At 69.4% G+C, this 18517-nt stretch carries 18 protein-coding genes, 4 tRNA genes and 1 pseudogene; 16 read left to right on the forward strand and 7 right to left on the reverse strand.

Going from position 1 to position 18517, the window contains the following annotated elements; translation table 11 throughout:
• Nucleotides 1-299: 299 nt before the first annotated feature.
• The gene (locus tag I4I81_RS12825) at nucleotides 300-518 is read right to left on the reverse strand and encodes a hypothetical protein (protein ID WP_218600899.1); all 219 of its coding nucleotides are present in this window, start codon (nucleotides 516-518) and stop codon (nucleotides 300-302) included.
• A 620-nt stretch (nucleotides 519-1138) separates the two neighbouring features.
• On the opposite strand from I4I81_RS12825, the gene I4I81_RS12830 reads away from it, so the two are divergent.
• Nucleotides 1139-1339 carry a helix-turn-helix domain-containing protein gene (locus I4I81_RS12830; protein WP_218595194.1) on the forward strand — a complete coding sequence of 67 codons (201 nt, stop codon included), beginning with the start codon at nucleotides 1139-1141 and terminating at the stop codon, nucleotides 1337-1339.
• Nucleotides 1336-2562 (forward strand): tyrosine-type recombinase/integrase, encoded by a 1227-nt coding sequence (locus I4I81_RS12835; protein WP_218600898.1) that lies wholly within the window; start codon nucleotides 1336-1338, stop codon nucleotides 2560-2562. The genes I4I81_RS12830 and I4I81_RS12835 overlap by 4 nt, the downstream gene beginning before the upstream one ends.
• A gap of 357 nt (nucleotides 2563-2919) precedes the next feature.
• Here the strand turns inward: I4I81_RS12835 and I4I81_RS12840 are convergent, their stop codons facing one another.
• The 5 genes from I4I81_RS12840 to I4I81_RS12860 all read right to left on the reverse strand — a co-directional run bounded on the left by I4I81_RS12840 (nucleotide 2920) and on the right by I4I81_RS12860 (nucleotide 6750).
• Nucleotides 2920-4215, reverse strand: coding sequence for a Shedu immune nuclease family protein (locus tag I4I81_RS12840; RefSeq protein ID WP_218600897.1), 1296 nt, complete (start codon nucleotides 4213-4215; stop codon nucleotides 2920-2922).
• A 430-nt stretch (nucleotides 4216-4645) separates the two neighbouring features.
• Nucleotides 4646-4717: transfer RNA gene (locus tag I4I81_RS12845), tRNA-Val, on the reverse strand.
• Nucleotides 4718-4739: 22 nt separating this feature from the next.
• Nucleotides 4740-5150, reverse strand: a complete 411-nt coding sequence (locus tag I4I81_RS12850; RefSeq protein ID WP_218600906.1) for a TIGR02611 family protein — start codon at nucleotides 5148-5150, stop codon at nucleotides 4740-4742.
• On the reverse strand, nucleotides 5147-6058 hold the full coding sequence (locus I4I81_RS12855; RefSeq protein ID WP_218600896.1) for an anti-sigma factor: 912 nt from the start codon (nucleotides 6056-6058) through the stop codon (nucleotides 5147-5149). Before I4I81_RS12855 ends, I4I81_RS12850 begins: the two co-directional genes overlap by 4 nt.
• Nucleotides 6059-6078: 20 nt before the next feature.
• Nucleotides 6079-6750, reverse strand: a complete 672-nt coding sequence (locus tag I4I81_RS12860) for an RNA polymerase sigma factor (RefSeq protein WP_226363910.1) — start codon at nucleotides 6748-6750, stop codon at nucleotides 6079-6081.
• Nucleotides 6751-6964: 214 nt separating this feature from the next.
• Here I4I81_RS12860 and I4I81_RS12865 point away from each other — a divergent pair, with 214 nt between their 5' ends.
• The 4 genes from I4I81_RS12865 (at nucleotide 6965) to I4I81_RS12880 (ending at nucleotide 7776) form a co-directional block, all read left to right on the forward strand.
• Entirely contained in the window at nucleotides 6965-7396 is a 432-nt protein-coding gene (locus I4I81_RS12865) for an SsgA family sporulation/cell division regulator (protein ID WP_218600895.1), read from the forward strand.
• A 101-nt stretch (nucleotides 7397-7497) separates the two neighbouring features.
• Nucleotides 7498-7569: transfer RNA gene (locus I4I81_RS12870), tRNA-Gly, on the forward strand.
• A 59-nt stretch (nucleotides 7570-7628) separates the two neighbouring features.
• Nucleotides 7629-7700: transfer RNA gene (locus I4I81_RS12875), tRNA-Cys, on the forward strand.
• 1 nt (nucleotide 7701) lies between these two features.
• Nucleotides 7702-7776 (forward strand) — tRNA-Val (locus I4I81_RS12880).
• Nucleotides 7777-7917: 141 nt separating this feature from the next.
• Here the strand turns inward: I4I81_RS12880 and I4I81_RS12885 are convergent.
• Nucleotides 7918-8148, reverse strand: a pseudogene (locus I4I81_RS12885) (tyrosine-type recombinase/integrase); the annotation flags it as partial.
• 64 nt (nucleotides 8149-8212) lie between these two features.
• On the opposite strand from I4I81_RS12885, the gene I4I81_RS12890 reads away from it, so the two are divergent.
• The 10 genes from I4I81_RS12890 (at nucleotide 8213) to I4I81_RS12935 (ending at nucleotide 18500) form a co-directional block, all read left to right on the forward strand.
• Nucleotides 8213-8872 carry an integrase core domain-containing protein gene (locus I4I81_RS12890; RefSeq protein ID WP_218600894.1) on the forward strand — a complete coding sequence of 220 codons (660 nt, stop codon included), beginning with the start codon at nucleotides 8213-8215 and terminating at the stop codon, nucleotides 8870-8872.
• A gap of 201 nt (nucleotides 8873-9073) precedes the next feature.
• Nucleotides 9074-9514: a VOC family protein gene (locus I4I81_RS12895; RefSeq protein WP_225924568.1), complete on the forward strand. Its 441-nt coding sequence runs from the start codon at nucleotides 9074-9076 to the stop codon at nucleotides 9512-9514.
• Nucleotides 9515-9795: 281 nt separating this feature from the next.
• The gene (locus I4I81_RS12900) at nucleotides 9796-10422 is read left to right on the forward strand and encodes a TetR/AcrR family transcriptional regulator (protein WP_218600892.1); all 627 of its coding nucleotides are present in this window, start codon (nucleotides 9796-9798) and stop codon (nucleotides 10420-10422) included.
• Nucleotides 10423-10493: 71 nt separating this feature from the next.
• Nucleotides 10494-11255 (forward strand): SDR family NAD(P)-dependent oxidoreductase, encoded by a 762-nt coding sequence (locus I4I81_RS12905; protein ID WP_225924569.1) that lies wholly within the window; start codon nucleotides 10494-10496, stop codon nucleotides 11253-11255.
• 79 nt (nucleotides 11256-11334) lie between these two features.
• Nucleotides 11335-12963 carry an AMP-binding protein gene (locus I4I81_RS12910; RefSeq protein WP_218600890.1) on the forward strand — a complete coding sequence of 543 codons (1629 nt, stop codon included), beginning with the start codon at nucleotides 11335-11337 and terminating at the stop codon, nucleotides 12961-12963.
• A 71-nt stretch (nucleotides 12964-13034) separates the two neighbouring features.
• A complete protein-coding gene (locus tag I4I81_RS12915) occupies nucleotides 13035-14954 on the forward strand; it encodes a flavin-containing monooxygenase (RefSeq protein WP_218600889.1) in 1920 nt (639 codons plus the stop codon).
• A gap of 19 nt (nucleotides 14955-14973) precedes the next feature.
• Complete coding sequence (locus I4I81_RS12920; RefSeq protein WP_218600888.1) at nucleotides 14974-16287, forward strand: MFS transporter; 1314 nt, start codon at nucleotides 14974-14976, stop codon at nucleotides 16285-16287.
• Nucleotides 16284-17381 carry a CaiB/BaiF CoA transferase family protein gene (locus I4I81_RS12925; protein ID WP_218600887.1) on the forward strand — a complete coding sequence of 366 codons (1098 nt, stop codon included), beginning with the start codon at nucleotides 16284-16286 and terminating at the stop codon, nucleotides 17379-17381. The genes I4I81_RS12920 and I4I81_RS12925 overlap by 4 nt, the downstream gene beginning before the upstream one ends.
• On the forward strand, nucleotides 17378-18175 hold the full coding sequence (locus tag I4I81_RS12930) for an HpcH/HpaI aldolase family protein (protein WP_218600886.1): 798 nt from the start codon (nucleotides 17378-17380) through the stop codon (nucleotides 18173-18175). Before I4I81_RS12925 ends, I4I81_RS12930 begins: the two co-directional genes overlap by 4 nt.
• A 103-nt stretch (nucleotides 18176-18278) precedes the next feature.
• Complete coding sequence (locus I4I81_RS12935; RefSeq protein WP_218600885.1) at nucleotides 18279-18500, forward strand: hypothetical protein; 222 nt, start codon at nucleotides 18279-18281, stop codon at nucleotides 18498-18500.
• Nucleotides 18501-18517 lie beyond the last annotated feature (17 nt).

Here is an 18517-nt window from a genome sequence, read left to right on the forward strand (position 1 = left end):
CTGCCACGTCACCGGCACCGGGTCCGCCTCGCCCTGCGCGCGCCCCACCGCGAGCTGCCCGACCCAAGCACCGACCGACAAACCCTCACGCTGCGCGGCCGCGCCAACCGCATCGGCCTCTGCAGGGCTGAGCCGCACCCGCACCTCGTGCCGCCGGGGAGCGTCGGCCGGCGGGCGACGTCGACGTCGCCCTGGCCGAGAATGATTGCCGCTGCTCACCGGGCCGAGGCTGCTCGCCGAGGCGACCGCGGCCGTGCCCCGCGGTTCCCCGGCGTCGCCCACAGCACCGACGTGCTATCTCACTGCAGCGACAGCCTCCGTCGGCACAGCCTGCACGCCGTGCCGGCCGGATCGTCGAGCAGCGACGTCAACAGCACCAACCGTCCGCAGAGCGCGACAGGCCCGGGTGGATCCTGCCGCGGCGGGAGCTGATCCGCCGGCACTGCATGGAAGAGCCGGTCCCGCGCATCACGCAACCAGGTGATCGAGAGCGGATCGATCTCGTCACCCGTGGGCATCGAGCGACACCCGCCCTTGCGACGCATGCCGCGTCGACACAGTCCGCTCCCCCACTTCTGCCACAAACCCTCATCCCTTCCGATGCGTCTCGAAGCCTCGATTGCAGCAAATGGCGGCCTTCGCGTGGGCCAGAACCGAGGACCTGTGGACAGATCCGGACTGTCGTGTTCGCTGTGGACAGGAAGTCCCGGAACCCCCCGGTTCCGGGCACCACTTAGCGCATGAGTAGACCGAAGGTCTACTTAGCGCATATCTTGCTCCGCCGGGGGAACAGCGTCACGAACGACGAGGTCAGGGGCCAGCTTTTTCCTCGCTCAGCTTACGTACTCCACACCCATCGAGGCTCGGGCAAACAGACCCGTGCGGAATCGGCCGTGCTTCACCGGCATCCACGGCGAAACCAATGACGTGATGATTATCCACCGGCCTCATCAAGGTTTCGGAGCCTGCGCTGCGCTAGGAGCATGGTCGTCATGGATGTGCAAATAGCGCATGGATGCATCGGCAGCTGGATCTCTGGCCAGGAGGGGGAACGATGCGGACCGCTACGCCTGCCGACCCTCGGCAGCGCGTAGCGACCGATACCTGAGCCGCTACATCGACGGCACAGGAGTCGGCAATGACAATCCAGACCACCTTGCCCCCGAAGTGGTACACGACCGCACAGGTCGCCGAGATGCTCGGCTTCGGCCTGTACAAGACGAAGTCACTCATCGCCAGCGGTGAACTCCGGTCACTCAAGGACGGCAGATACCGACGGATCCTCCCCGAGTGGGTGGACGAGTACGTGTCGAGACGAGTTCAGGAGCACGAAGCATGACTGGACGGGCCCGCGCCAACGGCGAGGGATCGATCTTCGCCTATCGCAACGGATTCGCCGCGTACTCATGGGTGCGGACGCCGGCCGGCATGAGGCAGAAGAAGTGGGTCTACGGCAAGACCCGGGAGCAGGTGCACGACAAGTGGATCGTCCTCCAGCAGCGCGCCAAGGTCGGTCCGGTCGCGAACCGCGTTCCCACGCTCGGCGAGCACCTGCACTACTGGCTCGACGAGGTCGTGCGTCCCAACCTCGCGCCGTTGACATACCAGACCTACGAGACGATCGTCCGGCTCTACATCGAGCCTGGACTGGGGACGATGCGGCTCGACCGACTGCAGTTGCGCGATGTCCAGACCTGGATCAACGGCACCGCTCGGGCGTGCCAGTGCTGCGTCCAGGACAAGGACGCCCGTCGCCCGCCGGACCGGCAAAGGTGCTGCGCCGTCAGTCGCTGCTGTCAGGCGACGATCTCCCCGCGAACCCTTTCCGACATTCGCGGCTGTCTCCGGTCCGCGCTCGGTCAGGCCGTGACCGAGGAGCTCATCAGCCGCAACGTCGCCGCAGCGGTCAAGCTGCCCAGGGTCCGCAGCCGGTCGAACCGACGCCAGGCTTGGACGAGCGACGAGGCACGGCGATTCCTCGAGTCCGCCCGGGCAGACAGCGATCCGCTGTACGCGGCCTACGTCCTCATCCTCGTGCTCGGATTGCGAAAGGGCGAAGTGCTCGGGCTCACCTGGGCCTCCGTCGACATCGATCGGTGCGCCGTCAAGATCACTCTCCAACTCCAGCGGGTCAGCCGACAGCTCCTGCACCGCGAGACGAAGACAGAGGGATCCGACGCCGCACTCCCCCTCCCCGATATCTGCGTGGCCGCCCTCCGCCTGCGCTGCGGCGCGCAGCAAGGTGCCCGCGATGCGGCTGGCTCTGCGTGGCGGGGGAACGACCTGATCTTCACGACCCGCTTCGGCACGCCGATAGAGCCGCGCAACTTCAACCGTTCCTGGGATGCACGGTGCAGAATGGCCGATGTCCGCAAGATCACCGTGCACGATGGGCGCCGCAGCTGTGGCACCCTACTCGCCGACCTCGACGTCCACCCCCGCGTGGCCATGCAAATCCTCCGGCACGCGCAATTCGCGCTGACCATGGAGATTTACACATTGGCCTCGCCACAGGCGACGAAGGAGGCCTTGAAGCGACTCGGCGCCAGCCTCGACCGATAAGATAGTCCGCAGCGCCTACAGCGAGCATCGTCAGACACGGACTATCGGATCGTCTCACGAGTGCCTGCGGACGACGCCTTGTCGTGTTAAATATCGAAGCAGAAATGCTGACAGATCGTAGTCTTCGCGCCTTGATAAGCGCGGCAACGGCGGAGGCTCGGCACCTTGCGGGTTGCATATGGAATATCGTCGATGCTCATGGCTCGAGATAGCAAGATCATCCGCGAGGAGCGCGGTCCGCATGCCAATTTGCATCGAGAACCCTTCAAGCTCGTCGCCAACGAGAGCTTGGGCGGACGTCCGCTGGTTCTGGGGCGTTGAGGTAAAGAACGCGTTCGTCCCGGATCCAGGGAGACGTCAGCCGTCCTGCTCCTGCTCCGCGAGGTCGACGCTCCACTCTGCTCTTGCCAGCAACTCGTCGAACGTGATGATCTCGGGTTCATAGAGGTTCCGTCTATACAGCTCGAAGGAGCGATGCTTTGCGCGGTGCACACCGCCGCCGGAACCTCGAAGCTGGTCGAGGTGACCGAGGATGAGGAACGACCTGGGTCGGATGAAGTACGAGCTCTCGCCCGTCTCGGCGCCGTCGTCGTCCAGCTCCGGAAGGGCCTCACCGATCTGCTGCGACGCAAGGGCGATCGTCTGCTGGATTTGCGCTACGCCGCCGGAGCACTGAGCCGACGGGGGCCAGCAGCCAGAACGAAAGTCACCGCTGCCACCCGCGAGAAGGTCTGTCTTGTGGTGCTTGATCTCCGCAAAGACCAACGAACGGATACTTCCCGTCGTCCGCAGCAGGCCGTCCACTCTCTTCCCAGCGCTCCCGACGGAGAAGCCGGCGACGACTTTCTCAAGCTTGTCCCTGTCCCATGACGTCAGAAGCTGCCCGGTCAGCCCGATCCCCAGGATCCACGGGTTCGCCTCCAGGAAGCGCTGCCAGACCGCCTCCGGCTTTCCGCCCCCGCGCTCCGACTCGAAGTAATCCTCGTCCTCCAGGAGACTTCGGAACTCGGCAACGACCTCCCGGCGGTGAGCGATCGCGACTACGTCATCGGCATTCGGGTCGTCCACGATGGCGCGCCGGAACTCGCCTGGCGAACGGCGGTAGGCGCTGATGACGTTCTCGGGGTCGGTGAAGAACTCCCGCATGATGTCGTCGTCGAGACGAACCTTGCCCTCGTCGCCCTCGACCGGGACGTACTGGAGGCTCTGGATCACCTGGATCAACCGCGCCGACGACTTTCGGTCCAGCTTGAGCAGGCTGTCCATACGTTCGGCGTCACCGTTCGTCGGGACCTTCTGGATCTCGATCTCCCGGACCTGCCCAGCCTGGCGGGCGATCTGGATCTTGATCTGCTTGCGACCACCGGGCGTCGTCGACACGACGGCCTCCGTCCACTCGATCTCTTCCGCGGTGCCGAGGTCCTCGGGCTCGGGCGCCTCGTCGAAGACCTTGGTCACGAAGCGAGCCGGCTCGCCGTAGTCCTGTGAGTTGCGCAGGTCGAGACGGAACGACCTGCTGATATAGGTGCGCTCAGGCAGCCGACCGAGGGCGTAGCCGACCTCCGTCGGCGGGGGCGGCGGCGTGTAGACCCAACTCCCGCGCGGCATCTCTTCCCTGTCAGTTCCGTCAGCGCTGACCGCGACAGTGACCATCGAGCTCGATCACGTACCAATAGTGTCCCGCACGGGGGCCCCACCGAGGCGAGCGGGTCACCGAAGGCGACGAGAGTCGACCGATCGGTGTGTTGACACCAGATCGACGTTAACAGGAGCAGACAAGCCGCTGACCTGCAGAGACGTTCTCAGCAAAAGCGCGGGAACTAGAGGTCCGCGCTGCTCGTGGGTAGCGGCCTCAGCCCAAGTTGCTTGAGCAGGTCTCCGACCGGGAGAGCTCGGAGCCGACCCTCCGACCGCCCGTCGCCGGGCATCCGCTGGCCGACAGCGTGCCGATACCCGGCGAACGCCGCGCGGATGAGAATTGACGCGGCAGCCAGCAACTTCCCCTGCTGGCGTAGCTGTACTTCGTAGCTGTACAACGGCGAAGGCCCGGTCCGAAGATCTCGAACCGGGCCTCTGACCTGCGTGGGCGATACTGGGATCGAACCAGTGACCTCTTCGGTGTGAACGAAGCGCTCTCCCCCTGAGCTAATCGCCCGAGCCGTGCAGAACTCTACACGTCAGAACAACGGGCTCTGCAGCCAGGTCCAGCCACCGAGCCCGACCCAGCCCGCCACCAGGTAGAGGGCGCCGAGCAGGTACAGCGTGGCCAGGACGATCAGACCAGTGCCCGTGAGCACCGCCAGCCGCACGACGGCGGACTGGCGGCCGAGCCAGTCGGTCCAGGCGTCGTACTTGCCCCGGGCGTAGCGCAGCACCCGCTTGGCCCAGGCGAACTCGCTGGCGAGGATCGCGAGGCCGGCGAAGACGATGAGCCAGCCGGGGCCCGGGTACGGGATCGCGATGATCCCGAGCACCAGGACGATCGTGCCGACGACCCCGACCCCGACCTTGTACGTCTTGCGGAGTGCCGGGTTCTCGTCGATGCGCGCGCGGAAACCGGACGGCTTCGACTTCTCGGTGCTGCTCAGATCTCCACCTGCCCACTCGCGACGACCTCGGTCGGCGAGACGGGTGCGACGCGACCGGGTTCGATCGAGATCGCGTACTGCGTGAAGTCCTCCGCCTCGCCCGCGGAGCCTACCGTTCGCAGACCCTGGTCGGCCCGGTCGACGTCGAAGGTGCCGAGCGGGACGGGTGCCGCCGAGGCGGGACTGATCCCCCACAGGACATAGGTGTGGTCGTGGGGATTGGCGGCGAGGCCGACCGTGTAGACCTGGCGCTCGCCGGCCGCCAGCAGGACCGCCGCGACGGTGGAGTCGTCGGCGGAGGCGAGCAGAGCGTGCCGGGTGCCGGGCTGGTCGAGCTGGGCGATCAGCTCGGAGAGGCCCTGCGCCTGGGCCGACTCCGCGTCGCGCTGCTGCTCCAGCTGGTTCGCGCGCACCGCGAGGCCGCCGACGGACACCGCGGCGGCGACGACCAGCGCGGCCGCCACGAGCTGTCGACCACGACGGCTCAGCCACGACGGCCGCTCACGGCGACCGGACCGGCCCTCCTCGTCGAGACGGTGGCGCCGACCGTCGGCCGGGAACGCCGGTGCGGGCACCGGACCGGGCTGTGCCTGCTCGGTCCGGGCCTGCTCGGTCCGGGCCTGCTCGGTCCGGGCCTGCTCGGTCCGGGCCTGCTCGGTCCGGGCCTGTTCGGTCCGGGGCTGCAGGACGGGGCGCTGGTCGGTGGACGCGACCGCCGACATCAACCGGTCACGCAGGGCAGGCGGCGGCTCCGCGGCCGGGACGACGCCTCCGAGCGCGGACAGGACCTCCTCGGACTCGGTCACGGCGATGCGGCACGCGGCGCAGTGCGGCAGGTGCAGCAGCACCGCCATCTCCTCGTCGGGCTCCAGGGCGTGCAGCGCCCATCCGACGGCCTGCTGGGTCAACGGACAATCCTGTGGAGTCGTCATCGGGCACCGCCGAAGTCGGTGGCGAACTCGCCGAGCAGGGGCCCGAGGACGCTCCGCAACCGTTGTACGCCGGTGAACATGCGGGACTTGACGGTGCCGAGAGGCACGCCGGTCAGCGCAGCGACCTCACGCTGCGTGTATCCCCCGTAGTAGGCCAGCGCCAGCGCCTGGCGCTGCTCGACCGGGAGCCGCCCCAGCGCGTCACGCACCTGACCTGCGACGACCTTGCCGAGTGCGGCCTGGTCGGCGCCGGGCCCGGGAGGGGCCGACCACTCGTCACCGTCCTCGGCGGCCGGGACGGTGCGACGGCGGATCGAGCTCTCGCGACGCACGGCGTCGACGGACTTGTGGTGCACCAGCGTCAGCAGCCAGGTACCGAAGGCGCCGCGCTCGGGATCGAAGCGATGCGGGTCGCGCCAGAACGCGAGGAAGACCTCCTGCACGACGTCCTCGGCGATGCCCTCGTCGGCGCAGATGCGTCGGGCCAGGGAGTAGGCCGGGCGGCTGTACCGGTCGTAGAGCGCTCCGAGCGCGGTCTGGTCGCCGTCGACGATGCGACGGACCAGCAGTTCATCGGCCGGGTCGTGGGCGCGGGCCGACGCCGACCGCGGCCGCCTCCCGGACGGCCCCGGTGCATCGGCGACTTCGGCCACAAGCGGGATCCTCACGTGTTGTTCTTCGTTGCGGCGCAGCGATCGGTTCAGATTAGTGCCAGCGAGGCCACCTGGCGCATCCTCGCCCCTGCGGAGCGTCACCATTGGCCCGTAGGAGTGAGGACATACCGGCATCCGGGCGGACTCTGTCCCTCGACCCGTCACATCTTGGCGACACGGTCGTTTTTCCTTCTGACGAGCCACGCGGGACCACGAAAGAGGACGCACGATGCGCGACGAGCACACGGTCATCTGCTCACCGGCGGTGTTCGAGCTGATCACCGAAGACGCCCCTGCTGTGCGCGTCAAGGTGGATCTGACCTATCACAGCCGCGACCCATTCGCCGTCCAGGCGTCGTTCCGCACCGGCCACGGTAGCGCGGTCGACTGGGTGTTCGCCCGGGACCTGCTGCACGACGGACTCATCACGCCGTCCGGCAGTGGGGACGTCCGGGTGCGACCCGTCGCCCACGACCCGAACCGGGTGCAGCTGGAGCTCTCCTCGCCCTCCGGGCACGCGGTGTTCACCACGTGCGCCCAGACCCTGGGCGAGTTCCTGCACCGGACCTTCGACGCGGTCCCCCCCGGTCGCGAGTACTCCTGGCTCGACTTCGAGTCCGCCCTCTCGGAGCTGCTCCACAACGACGCCGCGCGCGACTGACGCAGGTCGGAGGGCCTTCGCCGGTGACGAGGGGGTGGGTGTGGAACCCCCCGGAAGCCTGCGCTAAGGTTTCCTCACAACGCGGTGAACAACCGCGACATGCGGACGTAGCGCAGTGGTAGCGCATCACCTTGCCAAGGTGAGGGTCGCGGGTTCGAATCCCGTCGTCCGCTCGGAGGAACCTCGGGTCCGCTCGGACCTCCAGGATCAGATCCCCAAGCTTCATGGATCTGGCGGTGTGGCCGAGTGGCTTAGGCAAGGGCCTGCAAAGCCCTGTACGCGGGTTCGATTCCCGCCACCGCCTCGGGCGATTAGCTCAGTGGGAGAGCGCTTCCTTGACACGGAAGAGGTCACAAGTTCAATCCTTGTATCGCCCACCACGTAAGGCCTGGTCAGAGCCCCAGCTGGGGATCCTGACCAGGCCTTCTTGGCGTTCTGGGCGGGGTTGAGTAACTATCTCGGCGCCGGCCCGGGAAGACGCGGTTCATCGTCGTCGCGCCCTCCTCGATGACCGGTCGTAGCTACTTGCGGTAGACGGACTCGGTCACCTTCGAGCTGCCCGTGTGACCGATCAAGCGGGCGATCTCCTCGATCGGCACTCCCCCGTCCGACAGCAACGACACGAAGCTGTGGCGGAGCTCGCGCGGTGACCACCGGCGGTCGTCCAGCCCGGCGGCGACGGCCACGCGCTGGAAGTTGCGGCGCACGTTCGCGGCGTCCATCGCCGTCCCGGCTTCGGTGGCGAAGACGAGATCGCGGTCGGTCCACCGCTCCCCCGCACGAGCAGGTCAGACCACCGATGGTCGGCTTGAGGGGTTGATCCACCACCCCGACGCCGGAAGCCGGTACACCGCGATCCGCTACGGCGGTGCGCTGGCCTCGATCGGCGACTCGCATGACAACGCGACGGCCGAGTCGCTGATCGGGCTCTACAAGTCCGAATGCGTGCGCCGCGACGGGCCGCTGCGCACGGTCGAGGATCTCGAGCTCGTGACCGCTTCCTGGGTGCACTGGTGCAGCACGAGCCGGCTGCACTCCATGATCGGCAACATCACGCCGGTCGAGTACGAACAGAACCACGACGCTCACCAACCAGCCCGACTCCGCGGAACCCGGGGCATCCCAGAGCCTCCGCTGAAGCCGGGGCGCTTCAGGTGTCCTGACGCACCAACACCACCGCGATGTGGATGTGATCATCGGCATGCCGAACCGCCATCCAACGCGGACGGCCCGCATCGGCGCGGGCCGCAACGCCGGACCCCGTGCGGTGCCGTCGAACAGGACGCCGACGGCCGCGGTGAGCCAGTTCCCGCGCGAACACGACCAAGCGAACCTCCGACGCCGGACCGCGCCGAACGATGTGCGGAGGCGCCCGCGGTCGGCAACGACACCGACACCCTGATCGAGGTGCTTTCCGATCCCGCCGACGGCCCGGAGGATGCGCCGGCGCGTTCACCGAGGCCGAGCACACCCTGATCATCGAACCGTGGACCACGACATCGCTGAGGCACGTGCGCACCGGCGATGCAGACGAACCGACCGCGACGGTGTCACCGACGGAGGTACCGCCAACACCGCGAACCAGGCCGTGCTTGCCAGCAGAGCATGTCGAGGCTTCAGCCCCGGCTCCGTCCCAGCGTCGAACCGGAAAGACAACTCTCGAAGGACGAGGCTCCCATGGCACACGTACGACGCTTCGACCACATCGGTCTCACCGTGGCCGACCTCGCCTCGGTCACGGCGTTCTTCGTCGGACTGGGGCTCGAGGTCGACGGCACCGGATCCGTGCAGGGCGAGTTCGTGGAGACCGTGTGCGGTATCCCGGGCGCGCACTGTGAGATCGCGATGCTGCGCGTGCCCGGCGAGGGGACCCGGCTGGAGCTCTCCAGCTTCGTCGCGCCGGACCACGCTCCCGGATCGCCCCAGGCGATGGCCAACGAACTCGGCCTGCGCAACGTCTCGTTCGAGGTCGTCGACCTCCGAGCGGTCGTTGACGAGCTAGCTGCGGACGGGTACGGGGTCGTCGGCGGTATCGGCGAGTACGAAGGCTCCGTACGAATGGCCTATGTGCGTGGGCCCGAAGGGATCATCGTGTCCCTCTTCGAGCAGATCGGCTGAGCCGACAGCAGCAGGCGCAACCACGCATCGACCGCAGACGGGCTGTCCACCGGCCAGCGCCGAGATCGACAACGGCAACCACCGCCCCGGATCTGGCCGAACCTCGACAGACAACAACGGAACCGGAACGCCCTGAACTGCAGAAACGCCTCAGCTGCGGGGATGCGCCGGATGCCTGGCTCGGATGCGGAGGGCACGACCTCCGATCGGGCGAGATACCATCCAGTCGGAAGGTACGCGAGCCATCGCCCTCCGCGTCCGAGAACATCAGGGAGATCACGGTGCCACGCAAGCCCCCCGAGCGCAGCTACGCACCCGAGGAGACGAGACGCCTGCTCCTCGAGGCGGCGCTGGACCTGTTCTCGGAGAAGGGCTTCAGCCGGGCATCGATGCAGGAGGTGGTGGAACGCGCCGGGCTGACGAAAGGTGCGTTCTACCACCACTTCGCCACCAAGGACGACGTCCTCCACATCATCCACGACGAGTTCATCGACAGGGCCCTCGAGTCTCAGGAGCGTGCCCTGGCCGCCTCCGACTCCCCCACCGCGCAGCTCGCCCGCATGGCCTACGACACGACGCTGATCTGCATCGAGTACCAGAAGCACGTCATGATCTTCTTCCGCGAGCTGCACGTGCTGGCCGGCGACGTCCGGACCGCGATCCTGGAGAAGCGCCGGCGGTCGACGGCACTGTTCGAGGACACCGTCCAGCGCGGCATCGACAGCGGCGAGTTCGACGAGGACCTCGACTCCACCGTGGCCGCACTGGGGCTGATCGGGATGTGGGTGTGGTCGTACCAGTGGTACAGCCCGGACGGCTCCCGGACACCGGGCGAGATCGCCCGCCAGTTCGCCGCGATGACGCTGCACAGCGTCGGAGCGAAGCAGCCTGCGTCCGCCGTGCTCTGAGCTCCATCCCTGGCACACCACTGCCGCGTCCGGTAAGAATAACATTCCGACCAGATGGAATGGAGCCCACGATGACAGCCACCCTGACCGATCACGTCGCCCTCGTGACCGGAGCGTGCGGCGGGATCGGACGTGCGATCACCGCGACCCTGCGGAGCGCGGGCGCCCGCCTGGCCCTCGTCGATCTCGACGAGGACGCGCTCGAGAGCGCCGCGGCCGACCTGGGCGGCGGATCGGACGTGGCCACCTTCGCCCTCGACCTCACCGACGACGACCAGACCGAAGCGCTGCCCGGCCGGGTCCGGGACCGGTTCGGGCGCCTCGACGTACTGGTGAACAACGCCGGCACCCGCCAGGTGAAGCCGTTGCTGGAACTGAGCCCGGCCGACTGGCGGGCGACGCTCGACATCGACCTGACCGCCCCGTTCGTCCTGTCCCGTGCCGCGCTCCCCGGCATGCTCGAGCAGGGCCGCGGGAAGATCGTCAACATCGCGTCCATGGCCGGCCACGTGGCCTTCGCCGACCGCGCGGCCTACTGCACCGCGAAGGCCGGACTCATGATGCTGACCCGGACGATCACCTTCGAGTTCGGCGGCAGGGGGATCTGGTGCAACGCCGTCGCGCCCGGCGTGGTCGAGACCCCGATGACGAGCGAGTACTTCCGCTCCGAGGCGATGGTGAGCTCCGTTCGTCGGAACGCCCCGATGGGGCGCTGGGCGCAGCCGGACGAGATCGCCGAACCGGTGCTGTTCCTCAGCGGCGCGGACTCCGACTACGTCAACGGCACCACCCTGTTCGTCGACGGGGGCTGGACCGCGGGCAAGGGATACTGACCGCCCTTGCCCCCGCCAGCCGGGGCGCGTACATTCCGACTGGTCGGATTGTAGATGGTCGACACCGAGGAGCGAGAGCATGACCACGACCCAGGCACCGGGATCGGGCATCACGTCCGGATGGCTCGCGGCCGTGCCGTTTGCGGAGCGCACAGTGGGCGGGCTCCTGAAGCACGCCGCGCGGCAGCGTCCGGACGAGGTGCTGTTCACCTTCGAGGGACGATCCTCCACCGTCGCCGAGGTGGACCAGCGGGTCGACGTCCTGGCCCGCAACCTGCGTGCCGCCGGGGTCGGCCCCGGCACTCGCGTCGGCCTGCTCATGGCGACCGGCCCGGAGTACCTCGTCGGCTGGTTCGCCCTGGCCAGGCTGGCGGCGGTCGAGGTGCCGATCAACACCGCCTACCGCGGCGAGCTGCTGCGCTACCAGCTGAACCAGGCACGGGTGCAGCTCGCCGTGGCCGACCGGGGCCCGTTGCTCGCCGCGATGGAGGAGGTCCGTGACGACGTGCCGACCCTGTCCGCAGTCCTCGACACCCAGGGCGCCTACGCAGAGATGCTGATCGACACGGGCGTGGGAGCGGAGCTCGGGGCCGGGCCGCGCCCGGACGACGTCGCGTGCGTCCTCTACACCTCGGGCACCACCGGGCCGTCGAAGGGCGTGCTGGTGAGCCACCACCAGCAGGTCGCGTTCGGCCACCTCTTCGCGCAGATCACCGGGCTCGGCCCAGACGACGTGCTGCTGAACTACTCGCCGTTCTTCCACATCTCGGGCAAGTTCGCCACGCTCGGGTGCCTGCTGAGTGGTGCGCGGATGGTGCTGCGCTCACGGCTGTCCGTCGAGCGGTTCTGGGACGAGGCCCGGGAGCACGGCATCACGGCCTTCGTCGCGATAGGCGGGGTGTGCCACATGCTGCACGGCCGCGCCCCGCGCGACGACGACCGCGACAACCCGGTCCGGGTCGTCTACGCGGTCCCCGCCCCGGCGGAGATCTACGACGACTTCGAGAAGCGGTTCGACGTCAAGATCGTCGAGGCGTACGGGTCCACCGAGACGAACCTGATCGTGAACTCCTCGCTCGAGGAGTCCCTCCCCGGCGCGTGCGGACGACCGAACCCGATCTTCGACGTCCGCGTCGTCGACGGGGAGGGCCGGGAGGTCGCCGACGATGTCGCCGGGGAGGTCGTGGTGAGCTGCACCGACCCGTTGCTGCTGTCGCTCGGCTACGACGGGATGCCCGACGCCACCGCGCAGGCCTGGCGGGGCGGACGGTTCCACACCGGCGACCGCGCCGCGCGCGACGCATCCGGAGCGCTGTGGTTCAAGGACCGCATGAAGGACTCGATCCGGCGCCGCGGCGAGAACATCTCCTCCTACGAGGTCGAGCGGCTCGTCAACGGCCATCCCGCCGTCGCCGAATCGGCCGCGGTCGGCACCCCCTCGGAGCTCGGCGAGGAGGAGGTCCGGGTCGTCGTGGTGCTCCGCGACGGCGCCGCGGTGACCGCGGAGGAGCTGTTCCTGCACTACGCCGGGTCGATGCCGTACCACATGGTGCCCCGCTACATCGACGTCGTCGACGAGCTCCCGCGCACCCCCACCGACAAGGTCGAGAAGTACAAGCTGCGCACCCGGGGCGTCGGGGCGAGCACCTGGGACGCGGCGGGGGCCGGCTGGCGGATGACCCGCGAGGGCCCGGTCCGCACCGGCTGAACAGCCCCGACCACCCACCATCGACAGCCCCACGGCACCGCTGTGCCCGGAGGAGGATTCCCGTGTCCGTCATGTCCACACCGCGGCGCCCGCTCGACGAGGCGCGCCTGCGTACCGCGATCGCAGCGGCCAACCTGCCGACGCTGGCGATGGTGACCCATCAGCTCACCGGCGACGAGCGCTGGCTGCGCGACCCGTACCGACCGACGCGCGGCGGCGGCCTCGGTCCCAACGACTCCGGTGGGCTGGACGACGCCGTCGCCGAGGACCTGCGCGCCGCCGCGGTCGAGGCGATCGCGGCCTGGTCGCGCGGACGCGAGCCCGCGATCCCCGTCCCCGATCGCGACCTGCTGCGCCGCATGCTCTCGACCACCATGGGCGAGCCCGTGCCCGACGAGTACGAGCGGCTGATGCGCGAGGAGATGGGCTTCGAACCGGACCCGGGACCGGCGCGGGTGCCGGCGGAGGTGGTGGACGACCGCGAGTACTCGGTGGTGATCATCGGCGCGGGCATCTCGGGCATGGCCGCGGCGGTGCGTCTGCAACGGGCCGGAGTGCCGTTCACGATCCTCGAGCGCCACCACGACGTCGGCGGGGTGTGGCTGACCAACACCTATCCCGGCGCCGGCGTCGACACCCCCAGCTTCCTGTACTCGTTCTCGTTCTTCCCGCGCAAGTGGTCGACGCACTTCGGCAAGCGCGACGAGATGGCCGCCTACACCGCCGAGGTGGCCGACCACTTCGGGCTGCGCCGCCACATCGAGTTCGGCGTCTCCGTGGACTCCGCCACCTGGGACGAGCACGCCCAGCGGTGGACCGTCGTCGCCGGTGAGCGGGAGTGGCACGCCTCGGCGGTGATCAGCGCCGTCGGGCTGTTCACCACCCCGAAGATGCCGAACCTCCCCGGTCTCGACGACTTCGACGGCCCGCTGTTCCACACCGCCGAGTGGCCCGCGGACCTGGACCTCACCGGCAAGCGCGTTGCCGTGGTCGGGACCGGAGCGAGCGCCATGCAGGTCGTCCCGGCCATCGCCGACCGCACCGCGCACCTGACGGTCTTCCAGCGGTCACCGCAGTGGGTCGCACCGAACGCGGAGTACTTCGAGCCGGTCGGCGACGACGTCCACTGGCTGATGGAGCACGTGCCCGGCTACCACGCCTGGTACCGGTTCCGGCTGGCCTGGGTGTTCAACGACCGCGTGCACGCGTCCCTGCAGATCGACCGCGACTGGGCACATCCGGAGCGCTCGCTCAACGCCGTCAACGACGCCCACCGCCGCTTCTTCTCCCGCTACCTCGAGGACCAGCTCGCCGGGCGACCGGACCTGGTCGCGAAGTGCCTGCCGGACTACCCGCCGTTCGGCAAGCGGATGCTGCTGGACAACGGCTGGTTCGCCGCGCTGCGTCGCGACGACGTCGAGCTCCGCACCGACGGGGTCGTCCGGCTCACGCGGACCGGCGTGGTCGGTGCGGCCGGCGAGGAGGTCCCGGCCGACGTCGTCGTCCTGTCCACGGGCTTCGATGCCCAGCACTACCTGCCGGGCATCGAGGTGAGCGGACGCGACGGGGCGTCACTGCACGAGGTGTGGGCTGACGACGATGCCGTCGCGCACCTCGGCATGACCGTGCCGGGCTTCCCGAACTTCTTCCTGATGTACGGCCCCAACACCAACGCGGGAGCCGGCGGCAGCTTCATCTTCGTCGCCGAGGCCCAGGCCCGGTACATCGTCGACCTCCTCGTCACGATGGCGGTCGAGGACATCGGCGCGGTCGACTGCCGTCCCGAGGCCCTGCAGGCCTGGACCGCCGACGTGGACGCCCGGCACGACCGGATGGTCTGGAGCCACCCGGGCATGACGACGTACTACCGCAACTCCCGCGGGCGGGTCGTCACCAACTCCCCGTACCGCGTCGTCGACTACTGGGCGATGACCCACGAGCCGGACCTCGCGGACTTCCGCACGACCCCGGTCCCGGCCCGCGCGGCCTGATCACACCCCTGGAGACACCATGTCCCTCCGCAAGATCCTCCTCATCGCCGGCACCGGCTCGGCGATCGACTGGTACGACTTCTTCATCTACGGCACCGCGGCCGCGCTGGTGTTCAACACCCTGTTCTTCCCCACGAGCGATCCCCTGGTCGGCACGCTGCTGGCCTTCACCACGTTCGCGGTCGGGTTCGCCGCCCGCCCCCTCGGCGGTGCGATCTTCGGCCACGTCGGGGACCGGATCGGGCGCAAACCCGCCCTGGTCACGACGCTGTTCCTGATGGGGATCTCGACGACCCTCATCGGCCTGCTGCCCACCTACGACACGATCGGCGTCGCGGCGCCGATCATCCTGGTGGTCCTGCGCCTCCTGCAGGGCATCGCCGTCGGCGGCCAGTGGGCCGGTGGCGCACTGATCGCGACCGAGAACGCCCCGCCCGAGAAGCGCGGCCTCTACGGCAGCTTCGCCCAGATCGGGGTCGCCGCGGGCCTGTTCCTGTCGACCGGGGTGTTCCTGCTGGTCGGCGCCGCTCTGAGCGAGGAGGCGTTCCTGTCCTGGGGCTGGCGGATCCCGTTCCTGGTCAGCATCGTGCTCGTCGGCATCGCCGCATACGCCCACTACGCGCTCGAGGAGACCGCGCCCATGAAGGAGGTCCGGGAGTCGGGCGAGCCGTCGCGGTCACCGGTGCTCGAGGTGCTCGTCCACCACTGGCGCACGGTCCTGCTCGGGGCCGGGTCGATCCTGGTGATCGGCACCAGCTTCTACCTGTTCGGCACCTACTTCCTCTCCTACGGCACCACCGTCCTCGGCCTGCCCCGCGGCCTGCTGCTCGACGCCGTGCTCATCGGCGCAGCGCTGCAGTTCGTCGCGATCCCGATCTGCGGCGCCCTGTCCGACCGCTTCGGCCGCCGCAGGGTCTTCCTCACCGGCGCCGTCGCCCTCGCGCTGTGGGTGACCCCGGCGTTCCTCCTGGTCGGTACCGGCTCCCCCGCTGCGGTGATCGCGGCGATCGCGGTGGGTGAGGTGCTGGTGGCTCTGGTCTACGGGCCGCAGGCCGCGCTGTTCGCCGAGCTGTTCACCGCCCGCGTCCGCTACTCCGGGGCGTCGCTGGGCTATCAGATCGGCACCCTCGTGGGCGGTGCGCTGACCCCGTTGATCGCCACGGCTCTCTACGCCCAGTGGGGCAGCTTCGTCCCGGTGGCGGGCTGGGTGGTGCTGACCGCGGTGGCATCGTTCGTCTCGGTCGTCGTGATGTCGGAGACCGCCCGGACCACCCTGGACACGTCGGCCCGGTCGGCCGGCCCCGCTCTCCTGGACGAGGTGGGGCAGGCATGAGCACAGGCCCTCTGACCGGGATGCGGGTGATCGAGCTCGGCGGGATCGGGCCGGTCCCGCACGCGGCGATGGTGCTCGGCGACCTCGGCGCCGACGTCGTCCGCATCCAACGCCCCGGCGGGTTCCGGCTGAGCGACCCGACCCGCGACCACCTGCTGCGCAGCAGGCAGAACCACGTCCTCGACCTGAAGGATCCCGCCGGCCGGGACCAGGTCGTCGCGCTGGCCGAGCACGCCGACATCGCGCTCGAGGGGTTCCGGCCCGGTGTCGCGGAACGCCTCGGCCTCGGCCCGGACGACCTGGCCGCCCGCAACCCCGGACTCGTGTACGGCCGGATGACCGGCTGGGGCCAGACCGGACCGCTCGCCGACGCGGTCGGCCACGACATCAACTACATCGCCCTCAACGGGACGTTGCACGCGATGGGTCCGCACGACGGTCCACCCGCCGCGCCGCTGAACCTGGCGGCCGACTTCGGCGGCGGTTCGATGCTGCTCGTGACGGGTGTGCTGGCCGCTCTGTGGGAGCGCGAGCGGTCCGGCCGCGGCCAGGTCGTCGACGCCGCGATGGTCGACGGTTCGGCACTGCTCATGCAGGCGATCTGGGCGTGGCGGGGAACCGGCGGCTGGAGCGACGAGCGCGGCGCCAACCTGCTCGACGGCGGCGCCCCGTTCTACCGCACCTACCGCTGTGGCGACGATCGCTTCGTCGCGGTCGGGGCGATCGAGCCACCGTTCTACGCCGACCTGCTCAAGGGGCTCGGACTGACCGGGGAGGATCTCCCTGACCAGGACGACCGCGCCGGCTGGCCGGCGCTGGCCGCCCGGTTCTGCGCCGAGTTCGCGACGCGCCCGCGCGACGACTGGGCGGACGTGTTCGCCGGGCTCGATGCCTGCGTGACCCCTGTGCTGTCCTTCGCCGAAGCCGTCGACCACCCCCACGCCGTCGCCCGCGGCGCGTTCGCCCACCTGGACGGGATCGACCAGCCCTCCCCCGCCCCGCGGTTCTCCCGCAGCCCGGCCGGAGAACCGGGACCGCCCGCGCCCGCGGTGCCGGTCGCCGAGACGCTGCGACGCTGGTCGGAGGCACCATGACCGGTCAGCTGTCCACCGTGAGCGCGGCCCTCGCCGACCGGGGCGACGCGGTCGGGACCTGGGTGCAGATGCACAGCCCGGAGGCCGGGGAGCTCGCGGCCGCCGTCGGCTTCGACTTCGTCGTCGTCGACATGGAGCACGGCACACTCGACCTGCCCGCGGCCGCCCACATGGTGCGGGCGATCCAGGGCCGGGGAGCCGACGCGGTCGTCCGGGTCCCGTCACCGGAACCCGGCACCATCGGCCGGGTGCTCGACGCCGGCGCGCGCGGGGTGCTCGTGCCCGGCGTCCGCGGTGCCCCCGAGGCGGGACACGCGGCCGCAGCCGCACACTTCGCCCCTCGCGGCACCCGCGGCGCCTGCCCGTACGTCCCCGCCTTCGACCACGGACTGGTGTCGTGGGACGAGGCTCGGGAACGCGCAGACGCGGTGCACGTGTGGCTCCTGATCGAGCATCCCGACGCCGTCGGCGACATCGAGGCACTGGCGGCGGCGGCCGCCGCCGCGGGCGCGACGGCGCTGGTCCTGGGCCCCTTCGACCTCGCAGTCGCCATGGGACACGGTGGCGACCACGGCCATCCCCAGGTGCGCGACGCGCTGGAGGCGACGGTCCGGGCAGCGCACGGGGCAGGTCTGGACTGCGTCGCCGTGACCCTCGAGGAGGAGCCCACCGCCAGCGTCGCCGCGGTGGCGGCGTGGCGATCGGTCGGTTGCCGGATCACCACCGCCCTGCTGGACCGCAGCACCCTGGCCCGTGCCTACCGCACGACCCTGCACGCCGTCCGTTCGCTCTGATCCAGGGTCTTGCGCACCCGCCACAGCCCGCTACAGTATTTCATACCAACCGGTCGGAATTACGATCGGAACACTCCCCTCGCCGCCGACAAAGGAGTCCCGGATGCCCGCATTCCCCCGACCACAGGAACCGACGGTCACGTTGGTCAAGGAACCCGTCGACGGCACCTGCCCGACGTGCGGAGCCGACCAGCTCCGCCGCTACCCGGTGAACTCCGAGGGCGGCTGGTTCCAGGTCGTCAAGTGCCAGAACTGCCTGCACTCGCTGAGCCGCGAGCGGTGGAACCTCCTCGGTTCCCTGCAGCTGCTCTCGGACACCCTCTGAGAAAGGGGACCACCACC

Source organism: Pseudonocardia abyssalis (genome assembly GCF_019263705.2).
Taxonomy (GTDB): domain Bacteria; phylum Actinomycetota; class Actinomycetes; order Mycobacteriales; family Pseudonocardiaceae; genus Pseudonocardia; species Pseudonocardia abyssalis.